The sequence below is a fragment of the Acidovorax sp. 106 genome (assembly GCF_003663825.1).
Classification (GTDB): domain Bacteria; phylum Pseudomonadota; class Gammaproteobacteria; order Burkholderiales; family Burkholderiaceae_C; genus Acidovorax.
In genome coordinates, this window is the sequence record NZ_RCCC01000001.1 from 237,409 (window position 1) to 249,288 (window position 11,880).

At 66.2% G+C, this 11,880-nt stretch carries 10 protein-coding genes; 8 read left to right on the forward strand and 2 right to left on the reverse strand.

Annotated features, from left to right (window positions below):
* Positions 1-356: 356 nt before the first annotated feature.
* The 8 genes from C8C98_RS01075 to C8C98_RS01110 all read left to right on the forward strand — a co-directional run bounded on the left by C8C98_RS01075 (position 357) and on the right by C8C98_RS01110 (position 7,665).
* Positions 357-833, forward strand: coding sequence for a hypothetical protein (locus C8C98_RS01075; RefSeq protein ID WP_147436316.1), 477 nt, complete (start codon positions 357-359; stop codon positions 831-833).
* On the forward strand, positions 830-2,281 hold the full coding sequence (locus C8C98_RS01080) for a TolC family protein (RefSeq protein WP_121452785.1): 1,452 nt from the start codon (positions 830-832) through the stop codon (positions 2,279-2,281). Before C8C98_RS01075 ends, C8C98_RS01080 begins: the two co-directional genes overlap by 4 nt.
* A 16-nt stretch (positions 2,282-2,297) precedes the next feature.
* Positions 2,298-3,680, forward strand: coding sequence for a multicopper oxidase family protein (locus C8C98_RS01085; protein WP_121452786.1), 1,383 nt, complete (start codon positions 2,298-2,300; stop codon positions 3,678-3,680).
* 14 nt (positions 3,681-3,694) lie between these two features.
* Positions 3,695-4,204, forward strand: coding sequence for a plastocyanin/azurin family copper-binding protein (locus C8C98_RS01090; protein ID WP_121452787.1), 510 nt, complete (start codon positions 3,695-3,697; stop codon positions 4,202-4,204).
* A 33-nt stretch (positions 4,205-4,237) separates the two neighbouring features.
* Positions 4,238-4,753, forward strand: coding sequence for a DUF411 domain-containing protein (locus C8C98_RS01095; protein ID WP_121452788.1), 516 nt, complete (start codon positions 4,238-4,240; stop codon positions 4,751-4,753).
* On the forward strand, positions 4,750-5,193 hold the full coding sequence (locus C8C98_RS01100; protein WP_121452789.1) for a copper-binding protein: 444 nt from the start codon (positions 4,750-4,752) through the stop codon (positions 5,191-5,193). The genes C8C98_RS01095 and C8C98_RS01100 overlap by 4 nt, the downstream gene beginning before the upstream one ends.
* Before the next feature lie 44 nt (positions 5,194-5,237).
* A complete protein-coding gene (locus C8C98_RS01105) occupies positions 5,238-6,254 on the forward strand; it encodes a P1 family peptidase (RefSeq protein ID WP_121452790.1) in 1,017 nt (338 codons plus the stop codon).
* 88 nt (positions 6,255-6,342) lie between these two features.
* Positions 6,343-7,665 (forward strand): TAXI family TRAP transporter solute-binding subunit, encoded by a 1,323-nt coding sequence (locus C8C98_RS01110; RefSeq protein ID WP_121452791.1) that lies wholly within the window; start codon positions 6,343-6,345, stop codon positions 7,663-7,665.
* 44 nt (positions 7,666-7,709) lie between these two features.
* Here C8C98_RS01110 and C8C98_RS01115 read toward each other — a convergent pair whose 3' ends face one another.
* Both C8C98_RS01115 and ettA read right to left on the reverse strand, forming a co-directional pair.
* On the reverse strand, positions 7,710-10,127 hold the full coding sequence (locus C8C98_RS01115) for a DUF1631 family protein (protein ID WP_121452792.1): 2,418 nt from the start codon (positions 10,125-10,127) through the stop codon (positions 7,710-7,712).
* A gap of 63 nt (positions 10,128-10,190) precedes the next feature.
* Positions 10,191-11,852, reverse strand: a complete 1,662-nt coding sequence (ettA, locus tag C8C98_RS01120) for an energy-dependent translational throttle protein EttA (protein WP_099656133.1) — start codon at positions 11,850-11,852, stop codon at positions 10,191-10,193.
* Positions 11,853-11,880 lie beyond the last annotated feature (28 nt).

The window sequence follows — 11,880 nt, forward strand, 5'->3', positions numbered from 1 at the left end:
AACCTGTTCAAGGTTTTTTCAGAGTCGCGCAAGCGCCATGCCGGGCGCCCGGCTAGGGGATGGGATGCAAGGCGCGGTGCGCAGTGGATAGCCCGGCTATCCACAAGCGCCGCAACGCCGCAGACCGCCCGGCAAGGCACTTGCCCGAAGGGTTGGAGTGAAATCGGGCGATTGGACGCCCCGGCTGCTTGCATGGGCACGAGCCCATGCGGCGCATCCGAGGCATCCACTCATCCCGATTGCACTCCAACGCGATCTCTGAAAAAACCTTGAACAGGTTCTCACCCGTAGTGCGTCTGCAGTGGCCTGAAAAGGTCAAGTGCAACGCTCCTTCGAGCTTGTTTTTGGAGATCGCGATGCCATCGCACCTTGATTTTTGGGCCCGTGCCCCTCAGCGGCGCTGCCCGCCCTTTTTCCGCCTGCCAACCACCAGCTGCCTGCTGGCGTGGCTGCTGGCCAGCACCCTGGCCGCCCCCGCTTTGGCGCAGCCAGCGCACGCCTCGGATGAGGCCACCGCCCCAGCGCCGCTGCACCACCCCACCCTGCCGCTGCAGAGCCCCCAAGCCCCCGCCGAGGTGGATTGGACTGCCGCCAACCGCGCCGTGGCCGAGTTTCCACGCGGCCATGCCGACATCGTGCGTTGGGAGGCACACAACGCTGCAGCAGCTGTGGCGCCCTCGACCCCATCGCCTCCAGCAGCCAAAACAGATAGCGCACCGCACCCCGGCATGCGCCACCAGATGCCCCAGCAGATGCAGGGCAAAGGGCCGCACCCCATGCCCCACGGCCACCACTCCGACCAACCCACCACACCCCCAGGGGGCCGCCCATGAACACCACAGAGCCCACCGTCTGGCGGCTGACCGCAGCCGCCGCCGCCCTCACGGTGCTGGCAGGCTGCGCCAGCGTGTCGCCCGACGGCCTGCAAGGCCGCGCCATGGAGCAAGCCGCCCGCAGCGCCCCCACCCTGGCCGCACAACTGCCGCCCGCTGACCTGGCCGCGCGCAGCGATGCCCAAACCCAATTGCAAGTCTGGCTGGCCCAGCCACTGACGCAAGACAACGCCGTGCGCATTGCCTTGCTGCACCAGCCCGCGCTGCGCGTGCGGCTAGCAGAGCTGGGCATTCAAGATGCGCAGCGTGTGCAGGCCCTGCAACTGCCCAACCCGCACCTCACCCTGGGGCGGCTGGTGAATGGGCACGAGCGGGAGATTGAGCGATCGCTCAGCTTCGGTCTGCTGGACCTCATCACCCTGCCCTGGCGCACCCAGCGCCAGGCCGAGGCCCGCGACCATGCCACCCTGCTGGCCGCACAAGACGTGCTGCAGGTGGCCGCCGATGCCCGCCGCGCCTGGCTGCGCGCCGTAGCGGCTGAGCAGGTGGCCGCCGTGCACAGCCGCATGGTGGAGGCCGCCGAGGTCGGTGCCGAGCTGGCCCAGCGCATGGCGCGCACCGGCAACTGGAGCCGTCTGCAATGGGCGCGCGAGCAGGCCCTTCTCAGCGATGCCCACGCCAGCCAAGCCCGTGCGCAGCTGGCCGCAGCCACGGCGCGCGAGCAACTGCACCGCACCCTGGGCCTGTGGGGGGCCAACGCCCGCTTCACACTGGCCAGCAGCCTGCCTGCTTTGCCCCCAGTGCCCGCCGATGTGCTGAACGCCCAGGCCCTGGAAACCCAGGCCCTTGAGCAGCGGCTGGACCTACAGGCCGCGCGCCGCCAGCTCGACACCACCAGCACCCGCGCAGGCTGGGCCGGTGCCGCCGCCCTGTTTGGCAGCGTGGGCCTGGGCTACCAGCGCAACACCACCACAGAGCGGGACAGCGGCCACCGCGACACCACCCGGGGCTGGGAGTTGGAACTGCCCCTGCCCTTGTTCGACTGGGGCGGCACCGCCCGCACGGCGGCACGGCTGGAGGTGGAGCGCAGCGCCGCCCAGTTGCAAGACACCGCGCTGCGCGCACGCACGGAGGTGCGCACCGCCTGGCTCACCTACCGCACCAGCCACGACCTGGCCCGCCAGCAGCGCGACGAGGTGCTGCCGCTGCGCGCGCTGATCCAGAACGAAACCACGCTGCGCTACAACGGCATGCTGGCCAGCGTGTGGGACCTGTTGGCCGAGGCCCGCACCGCCGCCACTGCCAGCGCCCGCGCCATCGAGGCGCAACGCGACTTCTGGCTGGCCGACACCGACCTGCGCCTGGCACTCATCGGCGCACTCGACACCCCAGCCACCACCCTAGGTACGGCAACCCCAGCTGCTGCGGCCGACAGCCGTGGGCACTGATACAGAAAGACATCCTATGCAACGACGCCAATTTTTCGCCGGTGCCGCTACCGCCGTCGCGGCCACATCGGTCAGCCGCGTGGCGCTGGCCACCCTGCCCGAGCCCGCCACCCAGGCATCGCCCGACACCGCACCGCCCCTGGTGCCCCCCAACGGGCGCCCCTACCAGCCCGTGGTCACCTTGAACGGCTGGACTACCCCCTGGCGCATGAACCAGGGCGTCAAAGAGTTCCACCTGGTGGCAGAGCCCGTGGTGCGCGAGGTGGCCCCGGGCTTCTTCGTCAACCTGTGGGGCTACAACGGGCAAAGCCCCGGCCCCACCATCGAGGTGGTCGAAGGCGACCGCGTGCGCATCTTCGTCACCAACCGCCTGCCCGAACACACCACCATCCACTGGCACGGCCAGCGCCTGCCCAATGGCATGGACGGCGTGGGCGGCCTCACCCAGCCCGCCATCCAGCCGGGCAAAACCTTTGTGTACGAGTTTGTGGCGCGCCGCCCCGGCACCTTCATGTACCACCCGCACGCCGACGAGATGGTGCAGATGGCCATGGGCATGATGGGCCTGTGGATCACCCACCCCAAGGGTCAACACCCGCATATCGCCAAGGTGCAACGCGACTACGCCTTCCTCATCAACGCCTTTGATGTGGAGCCGGGCAGCAAGACGCCCAAGGTCAACACCATGCTGGAGCACAACATCTGGTGCTGGAACAGCCGCGCCTTCCCCTCCATCAGCCCACTGGTGGCGCGCCGCGGCGACCGCGTGCGCATCCGTGTGGGCAACCTCACCATGACCAACCACCCCATTCACCTTCACGGCCATGAGTTCGAGGTGACCGGTACCGACGGCGGCCCTGTGCCCCCCACCGCCCGCTGGCCCGAGGTGACCACCGACGTGGCCGTGGGCCAGATGCGCCAGATCGAATTCACGGCCGACGAGCTGGGCGACTGGGCCCTGCATTGCCACAAGAGCCACCACACCATGGGCCCCATGGGCCACGGCGTGCCCACCATGATCGGCGTGGATCACAAGGGGCTGGTGGGCAAGATCCAGAAGATCGTGCCCGACTACATGGTGATGGGCGAGCGCGGCATGGCCGACATGGGTGCCATGGAGATGCCGCTGCCTGAGAACACCTTCCCGATGATGACCGGCACCGGCCCGTTTGGCCCGCTGGAGATGGGCGGCATGTTCACCACCCTCAAGGTGCGCCAGGGCCTGGGCGCCAATGACTACCGCGACCCCGGCGACTTCCAACACCCGCCGGGCACCCTCGCCTATGAATGGCAAGGCGCCCCTGCCGCCACGCCACGCCCGGCGCGCGTGGACGCCCCCGGCACCGCCCCCACCGAACCCAGCGCCCGCAAACCCGCCGCCAGCGGCCACCAGCATTGAGCCCCCGTCACACCATGAATACTATTAAATTTATAGCTGCTAGCGCTTTATTGGTAAGCGCTAGCGCCGTTTTTTCTCATGAATCAGCGCCCCACCAATCTCCCGTAACTGCGCCCGCCACTGCGCCAGTGAAAGAGCAAAAAGCCTGGGGCATTGCGGGCGACGCGCAGGCCGTGCGCCGCACCATCACCCTGCGCATGACCGACGACATGCGCTTTACCCCCAGCCACATCGAAGTGCGCGAGGGCGACACCATTCGCCTGCGGGCCACCAACCAGGGCCAGGTGATGCACGAGATCGTGATCGGCACCCAGACCGATCTGGAGGCCCATGCCGAGATGATGGCCAAGCACCCCGGCATGGAGCACGACGAGCCCTACATGGCCCATGTGCAGCCCGGCCAACGCGGCGACATCGTGTGGCATTTCAACCGCCCGGGCCGCTTCGAATTTGCCTGCCTGATCGCTGGCCATTTCAGCGCGGGCATGAAGGGCACGATCACCGTAAAGCCGCGCCAGCCCTGAAGCCCGCCCTGCAACCCCAACCTTGGAGCACCCATGAAAAACGCTCTCAGTCCCACACCGACCACATCACACACCCGCCGCCAGTGGCTGGCCCAGGCCATAGCCTGCGCGCTGGCAGGGCCCGCGCTCGCGGCCTACGCCGCCGCGCCCACCCCGGTGGAGGTCTGGAAAGACCCCCACTGCGGCTGCTGCCAGGACTGGGTGGACCACATGCAGGCCCACGGGTTTGCCGTCACCATCCACGCCACAGGCAACAATGCCGTGCGCGCCCGCCTGGGCCTGCCGCAAAAGCTGGGATCGTGCCACACCGCGCTGGTGGGCGGCTACGTGGTGGAAGGCCATGTGCCCGCCAGTGATGTGCGCGCCCTGCTGAAGCAAAAGCCCCAGGCCCTGGGCCTGGCCGTGCCCGGCATGCCCGTGGGCTCCCCCGGCATGGATGGCGCGGTGTACGGCAACCGCCGTGACCCCTATGACGTGCTGCTGGTCGCCCGCGATGGCAGCACCCGCGTGTTCAAAAGCTACCCGGGCAACAAGAAAGAACCGACATGAGCCAAAGCATCTTGCAACGCACAACGCCCCATTCCACACCCCGCACGGCATACCACCTGCGCTGCGCCCTGCTGGCCCTTGGCATGCTCAGCGCTGCCATGGCCTTTGCGGGCGACGACCACGACCATGGCGAAGCCCATGACAGCCACGCGACACCCACCCAGGTCGCAACCTCCGCCGCACCGACGGCAGCACCCGCCCAAGCCGCCGCTGCGGCCGAACTGAGCGAAGGCGAAGTGCTGCGCTGGGATGCACGCAGCGGCAAAGTCACCCTGCGCCACGGCCCCATTGCCAACCTGGGCATGCCCCCCATGACCATGGTGTTCAAGGTGCAAAACGCCGACCAGGGCAGCGCCCTGCAAACGGGCATGAAGGTGCGCTTCAGGGCCGAGCAGTTGCAAGGCGCCTATGTGCTGACGCACATTGCCCCGGCACCGTGACGCAGCCAGCAAACCGGCGATAACCCCCAGCCCATAATCGGGCCATGAGCAGCACCCCACCCGCCAGCGACGCTGGCAGCATCACCCGCGTGGCGGGCATTGAGGTTGGCCACCACACCGACAGCCGCCGCCCCACGGGCTGCACCGTCATCCTGGCTCGTGAAGGCGCCGTGGCGGGTGTGGATGTGCGCGGGGCCGCCCCCGGCACCCGCGAGACCGACTTGCTCCACCCCTCCAACCTGGTCGAAAAAGTGCACGCCATCGTGCTGGCCGGTGGCAGCGCCTGGGGGCTGGACGCGGCCACGGGCGCCGTGCGCTGGCTGGAGGAGCAAGGCATTGGCTTTGACGTGGCCGTGGGCCGCCTGCCGCTGGTGCCTGCGGCGGTGCTGTTTGACCTGCTGGTGGGAGACATGCGCATCCGCCCCGATGCGGCAGCGGGCTACGCCGCCTGCCAGGCCGCGAGCCGAGCCGACCCGGCAGAAGGCAACGTGGGTGCGGGCGCTGGCGCGGCCGTGGGCAAAATTTTTGGCATAGGCCACGCCATGAAGGGTGGCGTGGGCACGGCTTCGGTCACGGTGGCTGGCGTCACGGTGGGGGCTTTGGTGGCGTGCAACGCCCTGGGCGATGTGCTCAACCCCGACACCGCCCAGGTGCTGGCGGGTGCCCGCACGGACGACGGCAAAGGCTTGCGCGACACCCGCCGCGCCCTGCTGCGCGGCGAACCGCCCCAGCCGCTGCTGGCAGGCACCAACACCACGCTGGGCGTGGTGGCTACCGACGCACGCATCACCAAAGTGCAGGCCCACCGGCTGGCCATTGCTGCGCACGACGGACTGGCCCGCAGCATCAACCCCGTGCACACCATGAGCGACGGCGACACCGTGTTTGCCCTGGGCACCGGCTGTGTGGAGACCCACCCCGGCATGATGGTGCTGGCCACCATGGCCGCCGAGGCCACCGCACGCGCCACGGCACGGGCGGTGCTGGCCGCACGTTCTGTCACAACCGCCGAAGGCCTGTACCTGCCGGGCATGGCAGACTGGCGCCCTTCCCGACTTTGAACAGGGTCTAAGAACCTGTTCAAAGTCTTCGCAGGTGTCCTGCAAGGGCGCCCTGCTCTGCTTCTTCCGCTTCAGAATGAACTCCCGCATGTCCAAGGCCCTTCGATCCACGCTGCTGTCATTGCGCGACCTGCTGCTGTCTGCAGGCCCACTGGCTTTTTTGGCGGCGGGCCTGCTGGCGCTGGCGTACTGGTGGCTCAACCCCACGCCGCCCAAGTCCGTCACCCTGGCCACCGGCCCGGCGCAAAGTGCGTACGAAGAGTTTGGCAAGCGCTACCAAAAGGCACTGGCCGCCGAGGGCATCGAAGTGCGATTGCTGCCCAGCGATGGTTCGTCGGCCAACTTGCAGTTGCTGCGCGATGGCCAGGCCGACCTGGCCTTTGTGCAAGGCGGCACGGCCGAGCTGCTGCCCGAGGACCCCGACGAGCTGGTGTCGCTGGGCAGCCTGTTTGTCGAGCCAGTGTGGCTGTTTTATCGCACCGATGCGGCGCTGCGCCTGCACCACAGCCCCAGGCTCGATGGGCTGCGGCAGCTGCGTGGCATGCGGGTGAATGTGGGGTCGGACGGCAGTGGCGTGCCCACCTTGATGGACCGGCTGCTGGAAGCCAATCGGCTGGAAAAAGGCGCAGTGACCATGTCGCGGCTGGAGGAGACCCCGGCCACCGTGGCCTTCCTGGCGGGCAAGCTGGACGCCCTGGTGTTTGCGTCGGCCCCCGAGTCGCTGATGGTGCAGATGCTGCTGCAAACGCCCGGTGTGCAATTGCTCGACATTGCCCAGCACGAGGCCTATGCGCGGCGCTTTCCCTTCCTGTCGCCCGTCACGCTGCCGCGTGGGGTGGTGGACTTGGCCAGCAATGTGCCCGCGCGGGATGTGCGCATGGTGGCATCCACCACATCGCTGCTGGCCCGTGAATCCACCCACCCGGCCTTGCTCACGCTGTTTGCCCAAAACGCGCAGCGCCTGCACAGCAGCCCGGGCTGGTTCAACCGCGCACGGGAGTTTCCGAACATGCGGCACAGCGAACTGCCCATTGCCAAAGAGGGCGAGCGCGCCATCAACGAGCCGGTGCCGATGATGCAGCGCTACCTGCCGTTCTGGCTGGCCAACCTGATTGAGCGCATGTGGCTGGTGCTGGGTATTTTGCTGGCCGCGCTGCTGCCGCTGTCGCGCATCGTGCCGCCGCTGTACCAGTTCAGGGTGCGCTCGCGCGTGTTCCGCTGGTATGGCCGCCTGCGGGAAATTGAAGACACCGTGGAGTCTCAGCCCGCCGAGCATCCCGAGATGCTCAAAGCCCTGGACGCCCTGGAAGCGCAGGTGGAAAAGGTGACGGTGCCGCTGTCGTACGCCGACGAGCTGTATGCGCTGCGCAACCACATCCACCTGGTGCGCAAGAAGCTGCTGCGGGCTTGAAGAGGCCCCGGGTCCGTCAGAGACCAGAGCCGAGCGCTGCGGGGTTAACGGCCCTTGGCCGCCTTGGTGGCTGAACGCGACAGACCTGCCGGGACCGAGTTGGCACTGCGCGAAGAAGACTTCAAACGCACCACGCGCAGCGTGCCTTCGCCAGCCAGCTTGTCGCGCATGCGCCGTGTCATGGACTGGGTGCTGCCATCGGGCGATGTGAACAGAAACAGCGTGCCATTGGGGCTGGCCCAGGTCAGCTGGGTGCGCACTGGGCGCTGGTTCGTGATCAGCTCCACCCAGGCGCCCACCACAAAGTTGGCAAATGGGTCCGCCGCCGCGTCGCTGGCAGAGCCACTACCGGTGTCCAGCACGGCCTGCAAGCTGTCTTCTGACGGCATTTCAGAACCCAGGCTGTCGGGTGGCTCGGCAAACACCTCGCCTTGAGGCAAGGGGATGGAGGTGCCCGAAGGCATGGGCATTTCAAACGCCGACTGGTGCAATGCCACCAGCCGCTCGATGAATGTGCTGGTTTTGGCTGCTGGGTAATCCACGGTGCGCAAGCCCTCGCGCAGCTTGGCCAGCATGTCGGGGATCGCCTGCGTCAACCGGTCCAGCTCCAGCCGGGTCAGCTCGGGCTGCGCACTCCACAGCAACATAGGCACCAGCGCGAGGTAGCCCCCCGGGTCATCCTCAGCACCGTCGGCCTGGCTCACCTGCGCCAGCGCCACCACATCGGCCCACGGGCCTGCGGCAAAGTCGAGTACATCGGCAGGCACCTGCCCCATGTCGGGCAACCGCCGGATGTCGGCCGCAATTTTCTCGGCCAGCATGGCGCGCTGCTCAGCCCGCTGAAGGACCTTCTTTTGCGCCGCTTCTTTCGCTTTGGCGCGCTGCTCCTGGGTGTCCCAGGCGGAGTAAAGCGCCTTGAGCACGGTTTCAAAGGGCGTGGCGTCCTTGATCTGGCTGGCCGCTAGATGGGCCACCGCTTCATTGATAAGGCGCACAAACTGGGCAAACCCTGGGGCCTCTTCCGAGGCGAATGCCAAGCTGCGCTGGGTCATTTCGTCCAGCAAACGGCGCGCGGGATGGCCAGCATCAGAGAAGAAGCGGGGGTCAAACCGTACCAACTGCTTGAGCGCAGGCTCCAGGTTTTGCACTGCACGCTGCACCGCAGGGAGTAAGCGGGTGTCTTGCGCCAGGGCCACCATCATGCCCCCCACCACATCGGCAGCCACCACGGGCGATTCAGTGGGTGCCACAAAGGGCACGGTGTAGATGGGCTGCCCCATTTGGGTGGGTGCACGCCATGCAGACAGGGGCGCCGCCTGGCTGCCGCCACTCAGGCGGTTGACCAACCTCTCCAGCTGCGCAATGTCTTCCATGGCGTCGGCCGCCACTGCGGGCACTGCAGCGTAGGCAGAGCCCATGGCGGCATGGCCACTGGGCACCGCCGTGCGCCCATCCACCCAGCCCACTGCGGGCATCTGACCAGACTGCAAGGGCACCGCCTGAGAGGGCACGGCCACATAGGCCCCACGGGGGTCAAAGGGGTCGCCCCCCGCCAGCATCTGGCGCAGAATGCCCACCGTCAAGATGGCCTCTTCCGCCTCGGCAGCCATCTGTGGCTGCATGGCAGCTTCGCCCTGCCAGCCCGTGTGCCCACCCATGCCACGGCCATAGCCCGTGTTGCCACCGTAGCCCGTGGCGCCGCCGTACCCACTGGGTTGTCCGTAGCCCGTGGAATAGCCGCTGCCATACCCCGTTCCCCCCCCCATGCCTTGCGCCGGCCCGTAGCCTGTGCGCCCAGCCATGGCGGGCGAACCCAGCACGGCATAACCCACAGGCTCAATGCCCTGCTCCCGCAGGCTTTTGGCCATGCGCTGGTATTCCACCTCCAACAACTTACCCAGCAGGCCACGCATGTGTTGCATCCACAACTGGCGTACCTCAGAGGGGGCGCCCGTTTCAGACACCACACGCTGCAAAGCGCGAATGTAATTTTCGGGACGCAGGGGGTTGCGCTCGGGCTGCACGCTGCGCAGGCCTTGGGCCGAGCTGACCAGGGTGTTGAGCTCTGCCAACACCGCTTCGGTCGCATGCACCGCCTGCTGCTGAGCCTTGGACAACTCCACCTGGTCTTGCATTTCGCTCTCGTCCATGAGCGAAAGCTCGCCAAAATCCATCCCAGTCTCGTCGGCCGGACGGGCTTTGGCGTTGGAAGGGCCTTCTGCAAAGATCTCCAGCAAGGCCATGGAGTAGCCCTTGACCATGCCAGCTTCGTGCTGCTTGAGCACACCTAGCGCATCACTGATGTTGTTGCGCTGCTGGACGTTGCGAACTGAAGACTCCTCTTGCGTCAACGCATTGCGCGTGACCTCCACCAGTTTGCCCATGAGCGCTTCGCCCTCGCGCACAGCGCTAACGACGCAGGCGCGAAAAACAGTTCTCGAACGGGACGCTGCCTGGGACATGGTGAAAGGAAGAAAGAGGGGTTTCCAGTTGCAATCCTACTTGACCTGCAGAACTTTGGAGCCTTACTTGAGTGCCTTGTAACGCATCCGCTTGGGCTTGGCGCCCTCTTCGCCCAGGCGTTTTTTCTTGTCCGCTTCGTACTCTTGGTAATTGCCGTCAAAAAACGTCCATTGGCTGTCACCTTCGGCGGCCAAGATGTGGGTGGCAATACGGTCCAGGAACCAGCGATCGTGGCTGATGACCAACATCGTGCCAGCAAACTCCAACAGCGCATCTTCCAAGGCGCGCAGGGTTTCCACGTCCAAGTCGTTGGACGGCTCATCGAGCATCAGCACGTTGCCGCCGGCAATCAAGGTCTTGGCCAGGTGCAAACGGCCACGCTCCCCACCGGAGAGCATGCCGACCTTCTTTTGCTGGTCGCCGCCATTGAAGTTGAAGCGACCGCAATAGGCACGGCTGGCCATTTGGAATTTACCGACGTTCAGGATGTCAAGCCCGCCCGACACGTCTTCCCACACCGTCTTGTCGTTGGACAGGTCATCACGGTGCTGGTCCACAAAGGCCATCTTGACGGTGGAGCCGATGACAACTTCCCCGGAGTCCGGCTTTTCCTTGCCAGCAATCAGCTTGAACAGCGTGGACTTACCAGCACCGTTGGGGCCGATGATGCCGACGATGGCACCCGCAGGGATGTTGAAGCTCAGGTTGTCGATCAAGACGCGGTCGCCAAAAGACTTGGTGACGTTCTTGAACTCGATCACCTGGCTGCCCAGGCGGTCAGCCACGGGGATGAAGATTTCGTTGGTTTCGTTGCGTTTTTGGTATTCGAAGTCGCTCAGTTCCTCAAAGCGGGCCAGACGGGCCTTGCTCTTGGCCTGACGCGCCTTGGGGTTCTGGCGCGACCATTCCAGTTCCTTCTTCAGGGCCTTGGCACGGGCTTCTTCGCCCTTTTGCTCGGCTTCCAGGCGAGCGCCCTTTTGGGTCAGCCAGTCGGAGTAGTTGCCCTTGTACGGAATGCCGGAGCCACGGTCCAGTTCCAAAATCCACTCGGCCGCGTTGTCCAGGAAGTAGCGATCGTGGGTGATGGCCACCACGGTGCCGGAGTAGCGCTGCAGGAACTGCTCCAGCCAGTCCACCGATTCGGCGTCCAAGTGGTTGGTAGGCTCGTCGAGCAGCAGCATGTCGGGCTTGGACAGCAGCAGGCGGCACAGCGCCACGCGGCGCTTTTCACCACCCGAGAGCACGCCGATGTTGGCATCCCACGGGGGCAGGCGCAGCGCGTCGGCAGCGATTTCCAGCTGGTGCTCGGAGTCGGTGCCAGCCGTGGCGATGATGGCTTCCAGCTCAGCTTGCTCGGCGGCCAGCGCGTCAAAGTCAGCGTCTTCGGCACCGTAGGCGGTGTAGACCTCTTCGAGGCGCGCCTTGGCGGCGAACACCTTCCCCATGCCCGCTTCCACGCTTTCACGCACGGTTTGGGTGGGGTCCAGCTGGGGTTCCTGAGGCAGATAGCCGATGTTCAGGCCAGCCATGGGGATGGCTTCGCCTTCGATTTCCTTGTCAATGCCTGCCATGATTTTCAGCAGGGTGGACTTGCCCGAGCCATTGGTCCCCAGCACGCCGATCTTGGCGCCTGGGAAGAAGCTCAGGGAGATGTCTTTCAAAATCTGCCGCTTGGGCGGCACGATCTTGCCGACGCGGTTCATGGAGAAAACATACTGAGCCATTACATGCCCCCCCACGAGCAAAGCGAGT